This window comes from Pseudomonas citronellolis (assembly GCF_001586155.1).
Classification (GTDB): Bacteria; Pseudomonadota; Gammaproteobacteria; order Pseudomonadales; family Pseudomonadaceae; genus Pseudomonas; species Pseudomonas citronellolis.
In genome coordinates this window covers 2,326,778-2,348,755 of sequence record NZ_CP014158.1, presented here as the reverse complement: position 1 = coordinate 2,348,755, position 21,978 = coordinate 2,326,778, and the positions used below count along the sequence as shown (strand labels likewise).

Annotated in this window: 20 protein-coding genes and 2 pseudogenes; 16 read left to right on the top strand and 6 right to left on the bottom strand. The window is 62.9% G+C overall.

Annotated features, from left to right (window positions below; all coding sequences use genetic code 11):
• Positions 1–128: 128 nt before the first annotated feature.
• The 9 genes from PcP3B5_RS10660 (at position 129) to PcP3B5_RS31340 (ending at position 11,933) form a co-directional block, all read left to right on the top strand.
• Positions 129–914, top strand: a complete 786-nt coding sequence (locus tag PcP3B5_RS10660) for a helix-turn-helix transcriptional regulator (RefSeq protein WP_009619040.1) — start codon at positions 129–131, stop codon at positions 912–914.
• A 964-nt stretch (positions 915–1,878) separates the two neighbouring features.
• Positions 1,879–3,258 (top strand): L-serine ammonia-lyase, encoded by a 1,380-nt coding sequence (locus PcP3B5_RS10655; protein ID WP_061561220.1) that lies wholly within the window; start codon positions 1,879–1,881, stop codon positions 3,256–3,258.
• A 102-nt stretch (positions 3,259–3,360) separates the two neighbouring features.
• Positions 3,361–5,778: a glucose/quinate/shikimate family membrane-bound PQQ-dependent dehydrogenase gene (locus PcP3B5_RS10650; protein ID WP_061561219.1), complete on the top strand. Its 2,418-nt coding sequence runs from the start codon at positions 3,361–3,363 to the stop codon at positions 5,776–5,778.
• Positions 5,779–5,859: 81 nt separating this feature from the next.
• Positions 5,860–7,131 (top strand): carbohydrate porin, encoded by a 1,272-nt coding sequence (locus tag PcP3B5_RS10645; RefSeq protein ID WP_061561218.1) that lies wholly within the window; start codon positions 5,860–5,862, stop codon positions 7,129–7,131.
• A 285-nt stretch (positions 7,132–7,416) separates the two neighbouring features.
• Positions 7,417–9,027 carry an FMN-binding glutamate synthase family protein gene (locus PcP3B5_RS10640; RefSeq protein ID WP_061561217.1) on the top strand — a complete coding sequence of 537 codons (1,611 nt, stop codon included), beginning with the start codon at positions 7,417–7,419 and terminating at the stop codon, positions 9,025–9,027.
• A gap of 142 nt (positions 9,028–9,169) precedes the next feature.
• Complete coding sequence (locus PcP3B5_RS32125; RefSeq protein ID WP_082816288.1) at positions 9,170–9,523, top strand: YdcA family protein; 354 nt, start codon at positions 9,170–9,172, stop codon at positions 9,521–9,523.
• A 95-nt stretch (positions 9,524–9,618) separates the two neighbouring features.
• Positions 9,619–10,356, top strand: a complete 738-nt coding sequence (locus PcP3B5_RS31350) for a hypothetical protein (protein WP_145923878.1) — start codon at positions 9,619–9,621, stop codon at positions 10,354–10,356.
• 247 nt (positions 10,357–10,603) lie between these two features.
• Positions 10,604–11,020, top strand: a complete 417-nt coding sequence (locus tag PcP3B5_RS31345; RefSeq protein ID WP_145923877.1) for a hypothetical protein — start codon at positions 10,604–10,606, stop codon at positions 11,018–11,020.
• Between the two features lie 205 nt (positions 11,021–11,225).
• Positions 11,226–11,933 (top strand): hypothetical protein, encoded by a 708-nt coding sequence (locus tag PcP3B5_RS31340; protein ID WP_145923876.1) that lies wholly within the window; start codon positions 11,226–11,228, stop codon positions 11,931–11,933.
• A gap of 224 nt (positions 11,934–12,157) precedes the next feature.
• On the opposite strand, the gene PcP3B5_RS10635 is transcribed toward PcP3B5_RS31340, so the two are convergent.
• A complete protein-coding gene (locus PcP3B5_RS10635; RefSeq protein ID WP_061561216.1) occupies positions 12,158–12,664 on the bottom strand; it encodes a GNAT family N-acetyltransferase in 507 nt (168 codons plus the stop codon).
• A 207-nt stretch (positions 12,665–12,871) separates the two neighbouring features.
• Positions 12,872–13,153 (bottom strand): annotated as a pseudogene (locus PcP3B5_RS10630) (TonB-dependent siderophore receptor); the annotation flags it as partial.
• Positions 13,154–13,317: 164 nt separating this feature from the next.
• On the opposite strand from PcP3B5_RS10630, the gene PcP3B5_RS10625 reads away from it, so the two are divergent.
• On the top strand, positions 13,318–13,560 hold the full coding sequence (locus PcP3B5_RS10625; protein WP_009619027.1) for an HP1242/YdcH family protein: 243 nt from the start codon (positions 13,318–13,320) through the stop codon (positions 13,558–13,560).
• Positions 13,561–14,071: 511 nt separating this feature from the next.
• Here the strand turns inward: PcP3B5_RS10625 and PcP3B5_RS10620 are convergent.
• Positions 14,072–14,674: a hypothetical protein gene (locus tag PcP3B5_RS10620; RefSeq protein WP_061561214.1), complete on the bottom strand. Its 603-nt coding sequence runs from the start codon at positions 14,672–14,674 to the stop codon at positions 14,072–14,074.
• A gap of 243 nt (positions 14,675–14,917) precedes the next feature.
• The gene (locus PcP3B5_RS10615) at positions 14,918–16,684 is read right to left on the bottom strand and encodes an FAD-dependent monooxygenase (protein ID WP_061561213.1); all 1,767 of its coding nucleotides are present in this window, start codon (positions 16,682–16,684) and stop codon (positions 14,918–14,920) included.
• A 499-nt stretch (positions 16,685–17,183) separates the two neighbouring features.
• On the opposite strand from PcP3B5_RS10615, the gene PcP3B5_RS10610 reads away from it, so the two are divergent.
• Together PcP3B5_RS10610 and ykgO are read left to right on the top strand one after the other, a co-directional pair.
• Positions 17,184–17,447, top strand: coding sequence for a type B 50S ribosomal protein L31 (locus tag PcP3B5_RS10610; RefSeq protein ID WP_009619021.1), 264 nt, complete (start codon positions 17,184–17,186; stop codon positions 17,445–17,447).
• Positions 17,447–17,596 (top strand): type B 50S ribosomal protein L36, encoded by a 150-nt coding sequence (gene ykgO, locus PcP3B5_RS10605; protein ID WP_009619020.1) that lies wholly within the window; start codon positions 17,447–17,449, stop codon positions 17,594–17,596. Before PcP3B5_RS10610 ends, ykgO begins: the two co-directional genes overlap by 1 nt.
• Here the strand turns inward: ykgO and PcP3B5_RS32540 are convergent.
• Positions 17,553–17,843, bottom strand: a pseudogene (locus PcP3B5_RS32540) (hypothetical protein); the annotation flags it as partial. The gene ykgO and the pseudogene PcP3B5_RS32540 overlap by 44 nt on opposite strands.
• Before the next feature lie 47 nt (positions 17,844–17,890).
• On the bottom strand, positions 17,891–18,535 hold the full coding sequence (locus tag PcP3B5_RS10600; protein ID WP_070065493.1) for a TetR/AcrR family transcriptional regulator: 645 nt from the start codon (positions 18,533–18,535) through the stop codon (positions 17,891–17,893).
• Between the two features lie 76 nt (positions 18,536–18,611).
• On the opposite strand from PcP3B5_RS10600, the gene PcP3B5_RS10595 reads away from it, so the two are divergent.
• From PcP3B5_RS10595 to PcP3B5_RS10580, 4 genes are all read left to right on the top strand, one after another.
• A complete protein-coding gene (locus tag PcP3B5_RS10595; protein ID WP_043267026.1) occupies positions 18,612–19,583 on the top strand; it encodes an alpha/beta hydrolase in 972 nt (323 codons plus the stop codon).
• A 284-nt stretch (positions 19,584–19,867) separates the two neighbouring features.
• Complete coding sequence (locus PcP3B5_RS10590; protein ID WP_043267028.1) at positions 19,868–20,347, top strand: hypothetical protein; 480 nt, start codon at positions 19,868–19,870, stop codon at positions 20,345–20,347.
• Between the two features lie 126 nt (positions 20,348–20,473).
• The gene (locus PcP3B5_RS10585) at positions 20,474–20,968 is read left to right on the top strand and encodes a sigma-70 family RNA polymerase sigma factor (protein ID WP_043267030.1); all 495 of its coding nucleotides are present in this window, start codon (positions 20,474–20,476) and stop codon (positions 20,966–20,968) included.
• Positions 20,965–21,918 (top strand): FecR domain-containing protein, encoded by a 954-nt coding sequence (locus PcP3B5_RS10580; RefSeq protein ID WP_043267032.1) that lies wholly within the window; start codon positions 20,965–20,967, stop codon positions 21,916–21,918. Before PcP3B5_RS10585 ends, PcP3B5_RS10580 begins: the two co-directional genes overlap by 4 nt.
• Positions 21,919–21,978: the final 60 nt, after the last annotated feature.

The following is a 21,978-nucleotide window of genomic DNA, read 5'->3' as shown; positions in this document are numbered from 1 at the left end:
AAACATGACCGCCCGGCGCAAAAGGGTCAGAATGCGCGCCGGGCCGGTGCAAGGCATTCACCGAGTATGCAGTTCGCCATCGCGCCCGGGTAATTACGCCCACGTGGTAACCCAACAGGGGTAGAGGCATGAACCTTACGCTGCAGGACATCGCCTGGCACCGCTCGGTCGGGCAACTGATCGAGACGCTGGACAAGCCCAACTTCTGGCTCGCCCTGGTGCGCCTGCTGAACGAGTATGTGCCATTCGACAGCTGGGTGGCGCTGCTCTTCAGCAACGGCCGCCCGCAGGTGTTCGCCGAATGCCCGGGCGAGGACGGCGGCCCCGACCCGCTGTTCCAGGACTACCTCAAGGGCCTGTACCTGCTCGATCCCTTCTACATCGCCAGCCGCGAGGCCCCGGGCAGCGGCCTGCTGCGCCTGGCCGACGTGGCCCCGGAATGCTTCGAGCAGACCGACTACTACCAGCGCTACTTCCGCCTCAACGTGGTGGCCGACGAGGTGCAGTTCAACGTGCAGCTCGACGCCGAGCGCACCCTGTGCCTGTCCCTGGGCAGCAAGGGCCGCTTCAGCGCCGAACAGGCCGCCCTGCTCGACCTGCTGCGCCCCTGGGTGGCCGGGCTGATGCGCCAGCGCATGGCCTTCGAACGCGAACTGCTGGAGCAGGCCACCCCACCGGCGCCGCGCTGGCAGAGCCGCCTGGAAGAAACCGTGGAACGCCTGGAAACCCCGCTGACCGCACGCGAGCTGGAAGTGGGCCGGCTGATGCTCAGCGGCTGCTCCAGCAAGGAGATAGCCCGCAAGCTGGCGATTTCGGCGGAGACGGTGAAGGTGCACCGCAAGCACATGTACAGCAAGCTGGGGATCAAGTCGCAGTCGGAGTTGTTTTCGTTGTTTCTGCAGGCGCAGGGGTAAGGGGCGTCGCCAGGCTTCGGTGCATAGGCCGGCGGCGGATAACCGCGAACGGTTATGCGCCCTACGAACTTGCCGGCTGACGCGGCGTTATCCACCCACGCCGATCGGCCCCCTCTCCCTCCGGGAGAGGGCTGGGGTGAGGGCAATGGACTTCGCCGACACTCCACTGCCAGCCCCGTACTCCGCTCCCCCACCCTAACCCTCCCCCGCAAGCGGGAAAGGGGACCGTTCGGCGTGAAGCGAAACCACCAAGCTCCCTGAAACCCTGTGCAGCCACTGGGCTCCCGCGTTCGCGGGAATGATGGGGATTGATAGGCGTTTCAGGCTGACTCCAAACTCTCCATCCACTCCGAACAGCCCCCTCTCCCTCCGGGAGAGGGCTGGGGTGAGGGCAATGGACTTCGCCGACACTCCACTGCCAGCCCCGTACTCCGTTCCCCCACCCTAACCCTCCCCCGCAAGCGGGAGAGGGGACCGTTCGGCGTGAAGCGAAACCACCCAGCTCCCTGACCCCCTGTGCAAGGCTCTGGCTTCCGGCGTTCGCGGGAGTGGCGTGGTGGAAGGATAACTCCGGATTCTCCATCCGCTCCGAACAGCCCCCTCTCCCTCCGGGAGAGGGCTGGGGTGAGGGCAATGGACTTCGCCGACACTCCACTGCCAGCCCCGTACTCCGCTCCCCCACCCTAACCCTCCCCCGCAAGCGGGAGAGGGGACCGTTCGGCGTGAAGCGCAATCACCCAGCTCCCTGCCCCCCTGTGCAAGGCTCTGGCTTCCGGCGTTCGCGGGAGTGGCGTGGTGAAAGGATAACTCCGGATTCTCCATCCGCTCCGAACAGCCCCCTCTCCCTTCAGGGAGAGGGTTGGGGAGAGGGCGCTCTTGAACCCAACACACCAAAACCACCAACCAGCCCCAATCGACCATCCCCCCAAACAGGTCCATGCTTGAACACAGGAGGACCACAACCATGACCCTCAGCGTCTTCGACATGTTCAAGCCCGGCGTCGGCCCGTCCAGCTCGCACACCGTCGGCCCCATGCGCGCCACCCGCGAGTTCGTCGAGCGCCTGCGCGCGGCCGACCTGCTGACCCGCGTAACGCGCGTGGAAGTGAACCTCTACGGCTCGCTCAGCGCCACCGGCAAGGGCCACGCCACCGACCGCGCCTGCCTGATCGGCCTGCTCGGCATCGACCCAGCGGACGCCGACCCCGCCGCCCTGGCGCCGCTGGTGGACGCCATCTTCGCCGAACACAGCCTGGCCCTGGACGGCGAGCACGTCATCGACTTCAGCCCCGGCCGCGACCTGGTGTTCCACGACGGCAGCCTGCCGGCCCACCCCAACGGCATGCGCCTGCGCGCCCTGGACGCCGCCGGCCACGTGCTGGCCGAGCGCACCTGCTACTCGGTGGGCGGCGGCTTCGTGGTCGACGAGGCCGACTTCAACACCGACCGCGCCCTGCCCGACAACCCCATGCCCTACCCCTTCCACAGCGCCGAGGAACTGCTGCGGCTGTGCCATGCCCATGGCTTCCGGCGCATCAGCGACCTGATGTGGGCCAACGAGCTGAGCCTGCGCAGCGAAGAACAGATCCACGCAGGCCTGGCGCACATCTGGGCGGAAATGCAGGCCTGCGTGCGCCGCGGCCTGGAGACCGAGGGCACCCTGCCCGGCGGCCTCAGGGTGCGCCGCCGCGCGCCCATGCTCTACCGCCGCCTGAACGAGGCCGGCAGCGGCAACCTGATCGCCAGCACCCTGGGCGCCATGGACTGGGTGGACCTCTGGGCCCTGGCGGTGAACGAGGAAAACGCCGCCGGCGGCCGCGTGGTGACGGCCCCCACCAACGGCGCGGCAGGTATAGTCCCGGCGGTGCTGCACTACTACGCCCACTACCAGGCCGACGCGCCCATGGACGCCATCGAGCGCTACCTGCTGACCGCCGCCGCCGTCGGCATCCTGTGCAAGCTCAACGCCTCCATCTCCGGCGCCGAGGTGGGCTGCCAGGGCGAGGTCGGCTCGGCCTGCGCCATGGCCGCGGCGGGCCTGGCCGAAGTGCTGGGCGGCAGCCTGGAACAGGTGGAGAACGCCGCAGAAATCGGCCTGGAACACAACCTCGGACTGACCTGCGACCCGGTCGCCGGGCTGGTCCAGGTGCCCTGCATCGAGCGCAACGCCATGGCCTCGCTCAAGGCCATCAACGCCGCCCAACTGGCCCTGCGCGGCGACGGCCAGCACCTGGTGTCGCTGGACAAGGCCATCGACACCCTGCGCGACACCGGCCGCGACATGATGGACAAGTACAAGGAGACCTCGAAGGGCGGCCTGGCGGTGAACGTGATCGCCTGCTGAGCACGACCGCCTGGTCGGAAATCGGACAAAACACCATTAACCATCTAGTTAATTAGCTTGCTAAGGGTATAATTCGCACTCCCACACTGCGAGATTCCCGGCATGAGACAAGCACAGCGCGCCTCTGGCGCCAGCACCTTCATTCTGGTCGGCCTGGGGGTGGTCATCGCCCTCCTCGGCCTCGCCCTGGCCGCCGGCGGCGCCCGCCTGGCCAGCCTGGGCGGTTCCTGGTACTTCCTCATCGGCGGCCTGGCCATGGCCCTGTCCGGCGTCCTGCTGGCGCTGCGCAAGCCGGCCGGCGCCTGGCTGTTCGCCGCCTTCCTGGCGGGCACCGCCCTCTGGGCCCTGGCCGACGCCGGGCTGGCTTTCTGGCCGCTGTTCTCGCGGCTGTTCATGTTCGGCGCCATCGGCCTGGCGGTGGCGCTGGTCTACCCCATGCTGGTGCGCGCCTCCGGCGGCGTCGGCGGGCGCGGCGCCTATGGCGTGGCCGCGGTGCTCGCCGTGCTGCTGGCGGTGGCCGCCGGCAACATGTTCGTCGCCCATCCCAGCGTCGCCCCCACAGGCGACGGCCCGGGGCTGACGCCGGTGGACCCGGCCCACGCGCAGAAGGACTGGGCCCACTACGGCAACACCGAGGGCGGCAGCCGCTTCGCCGCGCTGGACCAGATCAACCGCGGCAACGTCGACAAGCTCGAGGTGGCCTGGACCTACCACACCGGTGACGTGGCCGAGAGCGACGGCAACGGCGCCGAGGACCAGCTCACCCCGCTGCAGGTCGGCGACAAGGTGTTCATCTGCACCCCGCACAACGACCTGATCGCGCTGGACGCCGACACCGGCAAACAGCTGTGGAAGAACCAGATCAACGCGCAATCCAAGGTCTGGCAGCGCTGCCGCGGCCTGGCCTACTTCGACGCGACCAAGACCGTCGCCCAGCCCACCCAGCCCAACAGCACGCCGGTCACCGCCGTCAGCGTGCCGGCCGGCGCCAATTGCCAGCGCCGCCTGCTGACCAACACCATCGACGCCCGCCTGATCGCCGTGGACGCCGACACCGGCGCCTTCTGCCAGGGCTTCGGCAACGACGGCCAGGTGGACCTCAAAGCCGGCCTGGGCGACGTGCCCGACTCCTACTACCAGCTCAGCTCCGCGCCGCTGATGGCCGGCACCACCGTAGTGGTCGGCGGGCGCGTGGCGGACAACGTCCAGACCGACATGCCCGGCGGCGTGATCCGCGGCTTCGACGTCATCAGCGGGCAGATGCGCTGGGCCTTCGACCCGGGCAACCCGCAGGACAAGCAGGCCCCGGCGCCGGGCAGCACCTACGTGCGCAGCACCCCCAACAGCTGGGCGCCGATGTCCTACGACGCGGCGATGAACACCGTGTTCCTGCCCATGGGCAGCTCCTCCACCGACATCTACGGCGTGGAGCGCACCAAACTCGACCACACCTACGGCGCCTCGATCCTCGCCGTGGACGCCACCACCGGCGCCGAGAAGTGGGTGTTCCAGACCGTGCACAACGACCTCTGGGACTTCGACCTGCCCATGCAGCCGAGCCTGGTGGACTTCCCCGTGGCCGACGGCAAGCGCGTGCCGGCCGTGGTGATCGGCACCAAGGCCGGGCAGATCTACGTGCTCGACCGCGCCACCGGCAAGCCGCTGACCCAGGTCGACGAAGTGCCGGTGAAAGCCGCCAACATCCCCAACGAGCCCTACTCGCCGACGCAGCCCAAGTCGGTGGGCATGCCGCAGATAGGCGCGCAGACCCTCACCGAGTCGGACATGTGGGGCGCCACGCCCTATGACCAGCTGCTGTGCCGCATCGACTTCAAGAAGATGCGCTACGACGGCCTCTACACCGCGCCGGGCACCGACCTTTCGCTGAGCTTCCCCGGCTCCCTGGGCGGCATGAACTGGGGCAGCATCTCCACCGACCCGGTGCACGGCTTCATCTTCGTCAACGATATGCGCCTGGGCCTGTGGGTGCAGATGGTCCCCTCGGCCAACAAGGGCCAGGCCGCTTCCGGCGGCGAGGCGCTGAACACCGGCATGGGCGCGGTGCCGCTCAAGGGTACGCCCTACGCGGTGAACAAGAACCGCTTCCTCTCGGTGGCCGGCATCCCCTGCCAGGCGCCGCCCTTCGGCACCCTCAGCGCCATCGACCTGAAGACCCGCAAGGTCGCCTGGCAGGTGCCGGTGGGCACGGTCGAGGACACCGGCCCGCTGGGCATCCGCATGCACCTGCCGATCCCCATCGGCCTGCCGACCCTCGGCGGCACCCTGTCCACCCAGGGCGGCCTGGTGTTCATCGCCGGCACCCAGGACTTCTACCTGCGCGCCTACGACAGCGGCAACGGCAAGGAAATCTGGAAGGCCCGCCTGCCCGTGGGCAGCCAGGGCGGCCCGATGACCTACGTCTCGCCCAAGACCGGCAAGCAGTACATCGTGGTCACCGCCGGCGGCGCCCGCCAGTCGCCGGACCGCGGCGACTACGTGCTGGCCTACGCCCTGCCCTGAACCCCGCGCCCGCCCTCGGCGGGCGCCCTCTTCCGGCGCGGCCCAGGGCCGCGTCTCCCCTCATCCGGTAAGTGTTCCGTCATGCGATTCCCCTCCACTTCCCTGCGCCTGTTGCTGGGCGCCGCCTGCCTCACCCCGTCCCTGGCCCTGGCCGACGACCCGCTCGAACGCTCGACGCTGAGCGGCGACTGGGGCGGCCTGCGCCACGAACTGGACGACCAGGGCATCCGCTTCACCGGCGAATACAGCGGCGAGACTGTGTACAACGCCGACGGCGGCCTCAAGCGCTCGGCGCGCTACTCGCAGAACCTCAAGCTCGGCGTGCGCTTCGACCTGGGCAAGCTGTACGGCCTGGACAACGGCGGCCTGGTGCAACTGACCGTGAACGACCGCCGCGGCAACGACGGCTCCGGCGACCTGGTCGGCAACCGCCTGCCGGTGCAGGAAAACTACGGCGGCCTCTACACCCGCCTCACCGAACTGAGCTACGAGCGCAGCCTGTTCACCCCGGCACTGGACGTGAAGCTCGGCTACATGGCCATGGGCAACGACCTCGGCGGCCTGGACAGCGGCATCCTCTGCAACTTCATGAACGCCGGCTTCTGCGGCCATCCGCTGAACATGTCCGGCGGCAGCGGCTGGAGCAACTACCCCAACGCCCACCTGGGCGTGCGCCTGAAATACAGCTTCTCGCCGGCCTGGCAGCTGCGCGTGGCGGCCTTCAACGTCGACCCCGAGAGCAACGGCAACTCCAGCCGCGCCTGGCACCTCACGCCCAAGCACAGCACCGGCACCGTGGTGCCCATCGAACTGGTCTACAAGCGCCTCGACGAGCTGCCCGGCGAATACAAGCTGGGCTGGTACTACGACAGCTCCGACGCCCAGCGCATCGGCAGCGACGAGAAGGTCGCCGGACGCGGCGGCCACTACCTGCTGGCCGACCAGGCCGTGTGGCACGCGCCGGGTCGCCCGGGGCAAAGCCTGCACCTCTTCGGCCAGGCCTCGGTGGCCAGTTCGGCGGCCTCGCCCTTCACCAAGTGGTACAGCGCAGGCGTGGTGCTCTACCAGCCCTTCGCCGGCCGCCCGCGCGACACCCTCGCCCTGGGCTTCGGCCGCGCCGTGCCCAACCCGCGCAGCCGCGAAGTGCAGGAAGACAACGCCCTGGCCAACGGCCAAGCCTACCCCGAGCTGGACAACGCCGAACGCCTGGTCGAACTGAGCTACGGCTTCCAGGCCACGCCCTGGCTGCTGCTGCGCCCGGACGTGCAATACGTGATCGAGCCGGGCGTCTTCTCCGGGCAAAGCATCGACAACGCCCTGGTCTTCGGCCTGCAGGTCAAGGCCACGCTCTGAGCCGCAGCGCCGGCCGCTAGCGAACGGCGGCCGGCGCGCCAATATTGCAGTTCGCGCCACAAGCTTTCTCAGCGACAGAAAATATCGTTAGCTTGCTTTCTTTTTTCCCCGCTTCGGGCTAAGTTCGGCCTCGCAAGCCTTCCACAGCATAAGAATCCGCCCGCAACGCCCAGCCCATTGACCTCCGCCCGAGCGCAGCGGCGCAACGCCTGCCATGCTCAATGGCGGTCCGCTGCGCCATGCCGGCAGCCCACCCCGTGATCAAGCCCGACGACTGGAGATTCCATGAACCTGTCGCTGCTAAGCCGTTACGCCTTCTTCGCCGCTTGTGTGCTCTTCACCCTGTTCAGCCTGCCCTTCCTCGGGCACGACTGGGTCTGGCCCTTCACCCTGGTGACCCTCGCCCTCAGCCTGCTGGGCGTGTTCGACCTGCTGCAGGCGCCCCACGCCGTAAGGCGCAACTACCCCATCCTCGGCAACATCCGCTACCTGGTCGAAGGCATCCGCCCGGAAATCCGCCAGTACCTGCTCGAAGGCGACCGCGAGGCCCTGCCCTTCTCCCGCGCCCAGCGCGGCCTGGTGTACGCCCGCGCCAAGCAGGAAACCGCCGACAAACCCTTCGGCACCCTCATCGACGTCTACGAGTCCGGCTTCGAATTCATCGCCCACTCCATCCGCCCGGCGCCGCTGGCCGACCCCAGCACCTTCCGCGTGATGGTCGGCGGGCCCGAGTGCAAGCAGCCCTACTCCATCTCGGTGTTCAACATCTCCGCCATGAGCTTCGGCGCCCTCAGCGCCAACGCCATCCGCGCGCTGAACAAGGGCGCGCGCATGGGCAACTTCATCCACGACACCGGCGAAGGCAGCATCAGCCCCTACCACCGCGAGTACGGCGGCGACCTGACCTGGGAACTGGGCAGCGGCTACTTCGGCTGCCGCGGCGACGACGGCCGCTTCGACGCCGAGCGCTTCGCCGCCCAGGCCGCCAGCCCGCAGGTGAAGATGATCGAAATCAAGCTCAGCCAGGGCGCCAAGCCGGGCCACGGCGGCATCCTGCCGAAGGAGAAGCTCACCGCCGAGATCGCCGCCACCCGCGGTGTGCCCATGGGCCAGGACTGCGTGTCGCCCTCCAGCCACAGCGAATTCAGCACGCCCAAGGAACTGCTCGACTTCATCGTCCGCCTGCGCGAACTCTCCGGCGGCAAGCCGGTGGGCTTCAAGCTGTGCATCGGCCACCCCTGGGAATTCATGGGCATCGCCAAGGCCATGCACGAAACCGGCATCCTCCCCGACTTCATCGTGGTCGACGGCAAGGAAGGCGGCACCGGCGCCGCCCCGGTGGAATTCGTCGACCACATGGGCCTGCCCATGCGCGAAGGCCTGCTGTTCGTGCACAACACCCTGGTCGGCCTGAACCTGCGCGACAAGATCCGCGTCGGCGCCAGCGGCAAGGTGGTCAGCGCCTTCGACATCGCCAGCGTACTGGCCATGGGCGCCGACTGGGCCAACTCCGCCCGCGGCTTCATGTTCGCCATCGGCTGCATCCAGAGCCAGAGCTGCCACACCAACAAATGCCCCACCGGCGTAGCCACCCAGGACCCACTGCGCCAACGCGCCCTGGTAGTGCCGGACAAGGCCGAGCGCGTCTACAACTTCCACCGCAACACCCTCAAGACCCTGGCCGAAATGCTCGCCGCCGCCGGCCTGCGCCACCCCTCGGAAGTGGAAGCCAAACACCTGGTGCGCCGCGTGTCGTCCAGCGAAATCCGCCTGTTCGCCCACCTGCACTACTTCCTCAAGCCGGGCGAACTGCTCAGCGGCAATATCGAAGGGGAGTTCTACGAGCGCATGTGGCGCATGGCGCGCAGTGACAGCTTCGAGGCTAATGGGGCCTGATCTTAGTGTGAGCCTTCACCTTCGGCCGGTACCCGCTGCAATGGCGGGGCTGGTCGGGGTATACGACGAAGGTAAAGTCTGAAGGTCTATTCCTTGTCTGAGGGCAGGTCCGAGGGATAGCATCGGGCCATTACCTGCAAGGATGCTCGACGTGACTGGACCGCTACGCCTCTTCCTCTTCGCCATCGCGCTTGCTGGGCTTTCGCTCCAAGCACATGCCGGCAACAAGCCCTGCTCGGGTAGCAAGGGCGGGATTGCTCGTTGCGATGGCGATCTCTTTCTTTGCAATGACGGTTCGATCAGTGGGTCGAAGCGGAGTTGTTCGGCTGTTCTCGGTACGTCAGGCAGCGCCCGTAATCAGACCGGTCCGTCTCCGCAGCGCTTCTCGGGGGCCTCCAGCGAGTGTGGGTGTGGCTCCGGTAGTTTCTGTACGGGGCCTCGTGGTGGGGTTTATTGCCTGACGCCGGGTGGGCGGAAGAGTTATGTGAGGAAGTGAAACAACAGCCACTTTCGACCAACTAAAGACCTACCAATAAATAATTTAACATTTCCTTTTCTTATAAATTATAAAACAACACACTGGAGATCCACATGAGTAAAAGTTCAGAGAAGAACTGGTGGGAGTTCTATGGAATAAGGTATGCACAAGGAGCCGTAACCGGAGCAGCAATTGTATACCTACTACTCTCTCAAAACGAATCCCTAAAACGATTATTATTTCTTCCAGATGATCCAAAAGATTTTGGAATGGCGCATCTCACCCTGCTCGCCATATATGGACTAACATTCTGCTATATATCTAGCGCCCCAATACTCGTCTTACACGCCGGAAGAGGGCTGCTCTTTAAAAACGCTATAAACCCAACTCCATACAAGGGAATATTATCTCGCATGCTCGCCATGCTTGCGATACCAATTGGAATCCCGTTACTCCTTATGACTCTGAAAGTAATAGACAGCGTTGGCTTTGGAGCAATTTGTAGCTACGCCTGCATACTCTGCATGCAAGCATTAATTATCATCAATATATTTGGGTCAAAATGGGGAAAATCCCTGAAATATTACCAGGAAATAATTAAAAAGCGCCAAATCATCGACAACGCCGAATACATTGAATCGTATCGACACATGAGAGAGCATGGCAATTCTTTTCTTATTGTGATTTTTCAAATTTTTCTTTCCTTCCCCCTATACTCCATATGTTCATCAGGCTGGGAAACACCAAAACAAACAGTATACATACTCGCAACAATATTTTTCTGGATAACCCCTGCAGCTTTTATATGGGGTTATGCGACAAGAATCGAAAGTAATCTACAAAACCTATGATTAGAAAAAGGAGACAAAAAGGGACTGAGATAAAGAGAGGACAGATCACTTAAACAGACCAATACTTACCACAGAAAACTGCAGAGTAAAAAATAAATCTGCCTTTAGCCAGCCCTATGCCTTTAACACTAAGCTCACTCTAATTAGGGTGTTAAATATGGACAAGGAGCACTATGCGACACAAGAGGCTGGAAGATTACCCACATATGATTCTTACTTATAGCCGCCCAATAATGGAGATTATAGTTTGACCAAGAAAAGCCTTGCCGAGATTGCAGAAGACGTTGCCTATGAGCTGTTTGTTCCGGGTTACGTCAAGGTAATAAGATCAGCCATGTCTGACTCTCAAGGGGACATAAGAACGGCCGAGGCAAAAGGTATCATTGAACTTGAGATGGAGGCTGCGAAGCAAAAAATAATTATGGAGTTCCAAGCCCATCAAGCGCGCGTCTCGCAAGAAGTTGCTATCGCAGAGCGCATCTCTACCTCAAATGAGGTGGAGATCACGGAATACTATGATGCATCTGGAAAAGGACATGCGGGTTTGAGCGCAAACGAGGCATCTATTGCCGCGGGGGTAGGTGGTGAAGGGCGAAAAGTTACGCACCGCGTTATTAAATTTTCGGGGTTCTGCAAGTCTGATACAGAAGGTCGCGCAAGCTAACGATTCACTCAAGCCAAGACTGTTTTGCGTCGCGACTTAATTCAGGCATCACAAAGTCTGCATGACAAAGTAATCAGAATTATTTAAAAAAACCAACCCTAACCGTATAGGAGGTTTCAGAGTGGAAAAATAACTCCCCACCCGCTCAGTCCTCCTCGCCCACTTCTGAAACACGTGATAAAACTAGATTACGGATAAGCGCTCAATGAAAAACAAGAACCTCCTCCCCCTGTTCCCTCCGCAGCGCCACTGGCTTGGAAATGAGCAGGGCTGCCCACCCTTCGATGTACTGAACACGATGCTATATGGCATTGTGGCAGCTAACCCTAGCAACTCCGATAAACCGCAGGTCATTGGAAAGCTAATGCTAATTGGGCGCACCTACTCTGCCTCCGTGGAGCGCAGAAAGACCAAGGGACATGTTCAGGATGAAAGGCAAGCGCTTGAAGTCGTCATTGAGGCTGCAGAGGCCATTGCCAAGTCAAAATGTGCAGAGTTATTAGACACCATCGGAATGGACGACAAACTCACACATGACCGCTTACCGGAGGCCGCTGCTATCCATCTTGAGCTCTGCCAAGCATTGGCGGCCGCTAACAACCGCGAAAACAGCAGTCTCGCATCTAAATACCTACACTTTCATCGGCCAGCTTTTTTCCCCATTGTGGATTCGTATGTTCGTGAAGGTTGGTCGTGGGTTATGGACGACTTGGGCCATAGCTACAAAGGCTGGCGAGTCTTTGGAAAAGTCGATCGCTACAAGGACTGGTGTACATGTATCTTGGACCTACGCGATTTGATGGAGGAGAACCTTCATCACGCCATCAGTCTTCGGCAAATCGATAACTATTTGCTGTCCATAATGTCTCTAGATGGACAAGGAGGTTGGGGACTGCCACGTTTACCTGGCTAATATATACCAACAAAAAAGGAGACGAATTTATTTAAAATAATCCATATCCGCCCATACAGCCAGCTTTAGAATAGAAAATAAATCCGTCCTCTTTTTCTGATTTTAACCTAAAAAAAGAGGACAGATTCATTCAAAAAGCCTAATTCTAAAAACTTAGGCAGCTTCAGAGTAGAAAAATGAGTCTGTTCCTTTTTAAGCGTAAACCGCAATCAGGGAGGACACGACTACTCGATAGCCTCAAACGCCTCATGGTACTGAACAGTACCGGTCGGTAATTCACCAGCAAATACCTGCGCCTGGAAGTATTCCTGGGGCACTCCAGGCAATTCCAAAGCCGGATGAGCCTTGAAACCGAAGCGGCCATAGTAGCCAGGATCGCCCAGCACTACGCAGCCAATGCCACCGAGGCGTTGCAGCTCTGCCAGGGCCGCTTTCATCAAGGCCGAGCCAATGCCCTGGCCCTGACGATCCGGCCATACGGAGATCGGCCCGAGTCCGTACCAGCCACTTGCGCCAGACGAAATTCGAACCGGTGAGATGGCGACATGGCCGACGACCTCACCATCTTCTACCGCCACCAGGGAGACGGTGAGTTGCCCGCAGTGGCGCAGGGCGTTGACGATGAATTGCTCGGTACGGCTTGAGTGTGCTTCGTTTTCGAATGCCGCTGTGGTCAGCCGAGTGATGGTATCGATGTCTTCGGGCTGTTCGTTGCTGATGGTCACGCTCATGGCGATTTGCTCTCCAGTCCCTTGGTCGATGCGGCGGATTTATTGTTTTGCGCCAATGGCAGTGCAGATCAAGAACGCAGCACCACCGGGATCCGCTGGCGACGAAAACCGCATGTTACCGAGCCGCCACCTCGTGCGACAGCTGACAGCCGCGGCCCCTCCCTGGGCCGCGCTGCCCCTCCACGCCTCGACCAATGAAGCCTGGACTCAGAAGTCGTAACGCACGTTCATCATCAGGTTGCGCGGCGGCCCGTAGTGGCCATAGCTGCCGGAGAACCCCGCGTAGTACTTCTCGTCGAGCAGGTTGTTCAGGTTCAGTGTGGTCGAGAGATGGTCGGTGAGCCGGTAGCGCGCTATCAGGTTGACCACGGTGTAGTCGTCCTGCCCCACGCGGCTGTTGTAGCGGCTGAAGTACAGCAAGTTGCTGGAGTTCCAGCTGGCGCCGCCACCCAGGGTCAGGCGGTTCCAGTCGCCGGTCAGTATGAGGGTGAGCTTTTCGACGGTAGCGGTGGGCTGAAGATTGCCGTAAGGAGACGGTGGTTATCGGCCAGGAGCGGACAAGCCCTTTCGTGTGGCGTCTTCAGTGATCTATCTCAACACTGGCCAGGTTCGAATCCCGCAAAGTGCCTTTTTCACTCCCCTGGAGAACCCTCATGTTTCCCGAGTTCCGCGAAAAAATTTCTCGCCTCAAGACCGAGGATCCGCATTTTGCAAAGCTCTTCCATAGCCACAACGAGCTCGACCAGGAGATCAAGAACATGGAAGCGGGCATCACTCCCGCAACCCACGACACCATCGAGTCGCTGAAGAAGCAGAAGCTGCAGCTCAAGGATGATCTCTACGAAATTCTGCGCAAGAAAGATGGCTGCCAATGCGGACATGGCTGCGGCGGTTGACTAGCCCCGAGGCATAGATCCCGGCCTTCGATGCAAAGCCGTTGAATCAAGCCAACGATCACGAGCCCCGACTACCACAACGATTCACCGATGATGGAACCCCAGCTACTAGCTGGGGTTTCATCATTTCAGCCCCTGCCCTGCCTGCGGCACAACGTCGTTGAATTGATCCTGCCAAGGTCCCCTGACTCGTCTTCTTGGGGTACCAGGTCACCACGCAGTAGCCGAGCCACCGGTTGAATCCACAGCCGGAAGCAAACCTTTCATGTGTAGAAAATCGCCCCCTAAAAACCACTATGACAGAGCAGCCCAGTGCCTCCTGTTGCTCGAGTTTTCGCAGGCTCCAAAACTGGGTTCGTGGCTTTCTGGCTCGTTGATTTCGACACGTTGAGCGGCAGCTTTCGGCCAAAAGTGGACATTCGTCAGAGGCTCCAGAGATCGCCAAGGTGGCGAACTTCGTCTTGGACAAGATCTATGCGTCAGCACAATAAAAAGGAGGTTTACTCCCTTTTTACGAGCGGAAGACACCGCCATTGCCGTCAAACTTGACTAAGAGATCATGAATCCTGGCCATCTCATCAACAATTGGCTGGATCTCGTATCGCTCACCTAGCACTTGAAAAATGCCTTCCTTCAAGTAGTAAGCCCTGAAAATGTGATGAGGCACATCCGAGTTTTCAGGCTCAGGAAGAATGAGGCTAGGAAAGATGTATCCGACTATCCCGTCTTGAAGATAAAGATCAAGCCGCTCGTCAAAGTGTTCAATCGAATTTCTTAATGCCCTATTCATCAGGGGGCTGTCGTCCTTTACACCAAAGACCTTTGATAGATACTGTCCGCGATCCCTGTGAATGGTCTTCTTGTCCGTTCCCTTCACACCATCACGCGACGGGAAGAAGTATCGCGATATAGCTCCAGACTGGTTGACGACGTTCTGCAAGCAGTCCAGTAGTATGTCCTTCTTCTCTTGCGGATCAATCTCCCCATCTGAGATCTTCTGGATGATCTTTTCTGCAATGTTGCACGACTGGAAGGCAGAGGCCGTATTGAAGAGCATCGACTGAATGTAGAACGCCTGGTGCGGCGTCCAGATACTAAATGCCTCGTCCTCCATCCTTCCCCCCCTATTCATGTTCAAAATTTAGCAGTTCATATACCGAAGAATAGTGCCTAGAGAAGCGCCGCTGGGTCAATCAAAGTCTCCTTTGGGTCGGAAGCAGCCCCTCGCCAAAAGCAGTTATCGGTCACAAACAGTCTGGTAGATAGAGAGATTTACTTTTCTATCCTCGAATAACTCATCAGCTAACCACCGCGGCCCCTCCCTGGGCCGCTATCCCACTGAGCGCGGAACGAAACTTCACCCCCGCGCCAACACCGCCCTGACCGCCCCCAGCAACACCGCCTCAGCATCAGCCGGAGCACCCTGCGAACGCCAAGCCACATGCTGATCCGGCCGCACCAGCAGGCATCCCTCCTCGTCGATCTCCCGCAGCCGCGCCCAGTCGCCATAGCTGTCTTCGTAATCGAGACCGAGGCCGATACGGCGCACCGCCAGGTCGATACCCAGTTCGCGGGCCAGCGTCTCGGCAGCCCGGCACCAGGCATCGCCGCCGTGGCCGGTGAGCAGGGTCAGGCGGCCCTGGCCGCAGAGGTCGAGGGTGGAGAGCTTGCGCCCAGCGGTGTCGTGCAGCCAGGCGTGCGGCAGGTGGGCGCCGGGCCAGGTGGTGGGGTGGTAGTAGAGTTCGCGGTCGCGGGTGTAGGCCGGTTCTTCGCTGCCGTCGGCGAGTACCGCGCCGCTGCCATAGCGCTGCCCCAGTTCCACGCCGTGGCAGCTGAACTGGTAGTGCTGCAGCTGGATGGCCTTTTCCAGGGCGGCGCGGCGTTCGCGGCTCAGCGGGCTGTCGGCGCTCAGTTCGTGCAGGCTGTTCCAGCCCTCGGCCTCGCTTTGGCCCGGCTTGAAGCCCAGGGCGTTGGAGATCGGCAGCATGTTGCGCACGCTTTCCATGGCCCGGTCCACCACTTGGCGGCCGACGGGCTGGCGCTCGGCGGAGTAACTGTCCAGCAGCCCGGGGCCGGCCTGGCCCTTGAGCACCAGGGCCAGTTTCCAGGCCAGGTTGTAGGCGTCCTGCACCGAGGTGTTGGTGCCCAGGCCGTTGGCCGGCGGATGGCGGTGCACGGCGTCGCCGCAGCAGAACACCCGGCCCTCGGCATAGCGCTGGGCGACCACGTGGTTGATCTGCCACTTGCTGGTGGCCAGGATCTCCACCGGGATGTCGGCATCGCCGATCACCCGCCGCGCCCGCTCGATCACCGCGGCCTCGCCGAGGTCCGGCTCGCCCTGGGCGGGGTCGTACATGAACAGCATCACCCATTCGTTCCACGGGCGGACACAGATGAAGGTGCCGCTGCCAACCCAGTAGTCGTTGCCCGGCTGGACCATCCAGTAGAGTACGCCCGGACGGCTCTCGCAGTAGCGGCGCAGGTCGGCGCGCAGCCAGACGTTCACTGCGCAGCCCAGGCCCATCTCGCCTTCCAGGGGGATGCCGAGCAGTTCCATCACCCGGCTGCGGGCGCCGTCGGCGCCGATCATGTACTGGGCGCGCACGGTGAATTCACGCCCGGTACCACGGTCGAGGATGCGTGCGGTGACGCCCTCCCCGTCCTGGGTGAAGTCCAGCAGTTCGTTGTTGAAGCGCATCTCGCTGCCCGCGCGCAGGGCCTCGTTGGCGAGGATCGGCTCCATCAGGTGCTGGGGGATGTTGCACATGGCCGAGGGGCTGGCCAGCTCGTAGTCGGACTTGCGTTCGATGGCGTTGCCCCAGGTGAGCAGGCGGCCCAGTTCCCGGCCGCTGAAGCTGGTGGCCCAGACGTTGTTGGCCATCAGCTCGTGGGGGCTGGCGGCGGCCACCACCTGCGCCTCGACGCCCGCGTCGCGGAACACCTCCATCGTGCGCTGGTTGGTGATGTGCGCACGCGGGCTGTTGGCGGTCCAGCGGTACTTGTTGACCAGCAGGTTGCGGATGCCATAGCGCGACAGCAGCAGCGAAGCCGTCAGGCCGGAGGGGCCGCCGCCGACGATCAGCACGGGGACTTCGATGACGTGGGAGGTGTTTTGCGGGTTCATGAGCGTGACTCCGTACTCTTGTTCTTGAAATCGGAAAGGTGCCCGCCACGGCGGGCGCTCGGGCCTGGGCCCAATTCACGGAGCGCGGACAAGCCGAACCCGTGCCGCCTGCCCTGGCTGCCGGCAAATACGAAGGGAATGCGGACCGGGAGCGACGCGTGCCGGTCCCGGTGTCGAAGCTGAAACGGTCTGGGGGCGAGGCCTCCAGCGCTTTCGACGTAGCCGACGGCAGTCACGGTAATTCCGCAACGATGCTGCCGGTAGTCGCGCCAAATGGCCTTCAGCGTTCCATTTCGTGAACGCTGGACGGCGGCAAGTACGGGTGTATTCAAACGCACCCGCGCGTTGATCGTTGGAGACACGTGCAACAAGGGCAGGCATGTCCATGCAGTAGCCCCTTCTCCTCCCTGAAAGGCCCGACCTTGAGCCTCCGGACATGCGGTATTGCGAATCCTTCTCGTTCAAATGTAATATTATTACATTACATAAAGGAGACATCATGAAACCAGGCATCCACCCCGAATACCGCCCCGTGCTGTTCCACGACACGGCCGCCGACGTGTTCTACCTGATCCGCTCCACCGCGCAGACGGACAAGACCCACACCTACGTCGACGGCAACACCTACCCCTACATGACCCTGGACGTGTCCAGCGCCTCGCACCCGGTCTACACCGGCGAGCAGCGCAAGACCAAGGCCGAGGGCCGCGTGGCCGGCTTCAACAAGCGCTTTGCCGGGTTCGTCGGCAACAAGGGGGCGTGATGAAAGTCCTCGCCTCGCTGAAGAAGGCCAAGCTGCGCCACCGCGATTGCCAGGTGGTGAAACGGCGTGGCCGGCTGTACGTGATCTGCAAGTCCAACCCGCGCTTCAAGTGCGTGCAGGGCCGGCCGAAGCCGAAGGTCCGGCGTTGAACCCCTGCCGGCCAGCGCCCGCTGCAATGGCGGGGCTGGCCGCTCTCGCCGGCGCGCGGCAGTTGGTGTTCTCCAGCCAGTACGTGGTGTTCCTGTCCTCGGGCCAGCCCACGCCCGGCCCGTAGTCCGTGGCGACGCCGTTGCGATGGTCGGTGATGATTCCCTGCAGGATGTAGACAGTGCCCGGCCTGTCCTTGTGGCCGTGCCCCCGCCCGAGCACGCCGCCGGGCTCGATGGTCGTTTTCCGTCATCGAGAGGACGGGACACTGCGACATCACTCTCCCGCCGCTGTCGCTACTCCCAGCGCGACAGATAGACGATCGCGGCGGCGGCGGCCTCGTCGCAGATCGCCTCGCTGATGTGCCCTTGGGCCAGATAGCCGTATTTCATGCAGGCGAAGGCGATCTCCACCGACAGCGTCGCCGCGTCCGGCTGCTGCGGCAGGCCGGCGAGCACGCCCTGGGCCTGCAGGTAGCCACGCAGGAGGTTGCCGATCATCGCGTCCTTTTCCTCGTGGGCCTTGCGGTCGGTGGGGGTGAAGTTGCCGCGCATCAGCAACGCCGCGGCTGCCGGGTGGGTGTTGTAGTACTCGGCCACGCCGCGGACGATGCGGTGGATCGCGCCTTTCCAGCCCTCGTCCGCCAGCGGCTGCAGGTCGACTATCAGCGCACCGATGCGCTCCATCTGCAGCCGCGCCAGGTGGGCGAAGAGCACGTACTTGTCGGGAAAGAACTGGTAGATGCTCGCCCGCGGTACCCCCGACAGCTTGGAGATTTCAGGGATCGACGCCGCATCGGGCCCGACCTCCCCCAGCAACCGCTCCGCCGCCTCCAGCACCTTGGCGATGCGCGTCTGCGAACGCTCCTGCTGGGGCAGCCGGCCCGCCCTCTTACCCTTGGGTGACGGCAACGGCGCTTGCACATCCGGAAAATCAGACATATGTTATGTTCTTGAAAGTGACAAATGTCATCTTTATAGGTTTACCCACCCTCTCTTGTCCAGTGCGAGGACGTCGATGAGCTACGCAGAACAGACCCAATGGCAGGCGATCCAGGCCTTCCTGCCGCCCGAGTACCGCATCGACAGCACGAACGCGCCGCAGGAAGAATACTGGCCCTGGCGCGGCCACCAGGTGCATCTGGACCGCTATGCCAATCCTGCGGCTGCGGCCAGGGTCATCCTCTTCCACGGCGTCGGCACCAACGGCCGGCAGATGTCCACCATCGCCGGCTTGCCGTTGTTCCGGCAGGGGCTGGAAACCGTGGCCATCGACATGCCCGGCTACGGCGAAACGAAGGTCGCCGCCGGCGCGAAAGTCCGCTACGACACCTGGGTGGAGCTCGCCAGCGCCTTCATCGACCATGAGCGCTTCCGTGATCCCCGGCCGATCTTCCTCTACGGCCTGAGCGCGGGCGGCATGCTCACCTACCACGCCGCCGCGCTGAACGGGCACGTGTCCGGCATCATCGGCATGACCTTCCTCGACCAGCGCGTCCCGCGGGTGCGCGAACAGACCGCGCTCACCCCGCTGATGGGCCGACTGGGCGTTCCGATGATCCACGCCTTGGCGCGCACGCCACTGGCCGGACTGAAGATGCCGATGTGGCTGGCCAGCAAGATGCACACGCTGGTCAACGACCGCGCCGCGCTGAAGGCCTGCCTGAAGGACCCCACCTCGGCCGGCAACTGGGCCAGCCTGCGCTTCCTCAGCGCCTACATGGGCTATGTACCGGCCATCGAGCCGGAGGCCTTCGACGTGTGCCCGGTCCTGCTGACACAGCCAGCGGCCGACCGCTGGACCCCGCTCGCCCTCAGCCAACCCTTCCTGCAGCGCCTCGGCCGCGTCGAGGTGACGACCCGGATGCTGGACAACGCCGGGCACTATCCGCTGGAAGAGCCTGGCCTGGGGCAGATGAACGAAGCGATCGTGGCATTCGTGGAACGGACCCTCGCCAGGCAGGCAAGCGGGTTGCCTGCGGGGCGATGAGCGCCAGCGAACAGACGCCGAAGAACGGGTTCGGAGCCAGGCCGGAGTCGTGCGTACTTGAGTAGCTTCATGCATTCGCTCTTGTCTGGTTCGCCACCCAGGCCGCGATCCCAGGTAGGCTACGCCATTGCCGGCGCTCCTTGTCCCTTCGTGTTCTGCCAGTCACGACCGGCAGAGAACGGCCAGAAGTGAAAATGTGCGTTGTGTCCGAGCCCCGATCTGGTTCGGGGGCTCTGAGTCGCCAAATTCGACGATAGAACCCAGCCAAGAAGGAATCCGCCTCCATGGCCTCCCCAGACAAACAGAAGAAGCGTGCCCGACGGGCCAAAGCCAAGGCCAAGCAGAACCGCATGGCCAAATCGAAAGCCCATGACATCCATTCGCTTCTGACCGATCTGCTGGTCAACGATCCGTTCGAGGACTTCGATTTCGACCCGGACGCCTTCGACTTGGAGGACATCAAGGAGAACGGCTTCGACCCGGCATATTTCGACGATCTGTTCCAGGCCATGAGAGACGCAGAAGACATCAGCCTGCTCGCCATGTGCCTGGTGTTCCTGCAATACCCGGTGCTGCAGCTGGTGGTCGCCGAGGAGCCGGAAGAGGCTGCGACCGATTTCATCATGGGCCTGCTGATCGTCTATCGCGCGATCTTCCACGGCGAAGACGAAGACACGGCATTGACCTGGCTCGAAAGCGACGCCTTCCAGCGTGCCTATAACGAAGCGTCGGTGATCCTGCAGAAGAAGAGCGCAAGCGCTTAAAGGACATCGGCGATCCCCCCAGACAGGCCCGCACGCCGAGCCGACAGCCGCCCATTGAAGTGAGAATAATTATCAATTATTGTTCGCGACTTCCGGGTGGGGGGAGTCGGTTTGAGCAAGGATCAGATGGGGCTGTTGTACATGGAGCACAACAGCTGGCTGAAGGGTTGGCTGTACCGTCGCCTGGGCTGCACCAGCCAGGCGGCCGACCTGGCCCAGGACACCTTCCTGCGCCTGCTCCAGGCCCAGCGCAAGACCGGCGATGCCCTCGACCTGCAACGCCCGCGGGCCTACCTGGCCACGGTCGGTCGGCGCCTGGTGTACGACCACTTCCGCCGCCACTCCCTGGAACAGGCCTACCTCGATGTGCTCGCCCGCGTGCCCGAGGCCTTCGCGCTGTCCGCCGAGGACCTCTGGCTGATGCGCGAAACCCTGCAGCAGCTCGACGCCCTCCTCGACCGCTTCAAACCCATGGTGCGCAGCGTCTTCCTGCTGTCCCAGCTCGACGGCCTCACCTACGCCCAGATCGCCCAGCAGCTCGGCATCAGCGAACGCACCGTGAAGCGCCACATGGTCAGCGCCTTCGAGGCCTGCATCCTGTTCGAGGACGACCTGGGATGAGCGGCGACAATGGCGCGCCGATCCGCCCCGAAGTGGCCCGCCAGGCGGCGCACTGGCTGATGCGCCTGCACGAAGGCGCGGCGGACAACGGCCAGCAGCAGGCCTGCAGGCGCTGGCGCGCGGCCGACCCGGAACACGAGCGAGCCTGGCAGCGTGTGCAACGGGTGCAGGAACGCCTCGGCCTGCTGCCGCGCGACCTGGCCATGGGCACGCTCAACCGCGAACGGCGCCAGGCGATGAAAAAACTGCTGGTGCTGGCCGCGCTATTGCCGGTCGGCTACCTCGGCTACCGCCAGGCCCCGTGGACGCGCTGGACCGCGGACTACCAGACGGCCGTGGGCGAACGCCAGCACCTGCGCCTGGCCGACGGCAGCCTGCTGGACCTGAACACCGATACCGCCGTGGACCTCGACTTCAGCGACGAGCAACGCCTCATCCATCTGCTGCGCGGGGAAATCCTCGTCGAGAGCGGCGCGGACAGCCAAAGCCCGACGCATCGCCCCTTGCGCGTCGCCACCGAACAAGGCCTGCTGCAGGCGCTGGGCACGCGCTTCAGCGTCCGCCAGCTCGACGGCCTGACGCAACTGCAGGTACTGCAGGGCAAGGTGCTGGTCATGCCGCGGCAAGGCGACGGGCAGGTCGTCGAAGCGGGCAGCCAAGTGCTGTTCAGCGAACGGGCCGTGGAAAAGCCGCGCCCCGCCCAGGCAGACAGCCTGCTCTGGACCCAAGGCCAATTGGTGGCCGACGACATGCCGCTGGGCGACTTCCTCCGCGAACTGGGGCGCTATCGCAACGGCTGGCTGCGTTGCGACAACGAGGCGGCGCGCCTGCGCATCAGCGGCGGCTTCCAGCTGGACAACACCGACGCGATCCTCGCCGCCCTGCCCGCCACCCTGCCGGTGGATGTCAGCTACCGCACGCGTTACTGGATCAGCATCAGCAAGCGCTGAAAAATGTTGGCCTCTTTTTTCCCGCCATCAGTCCTTTGATGTGGAACTGCCACACACAAA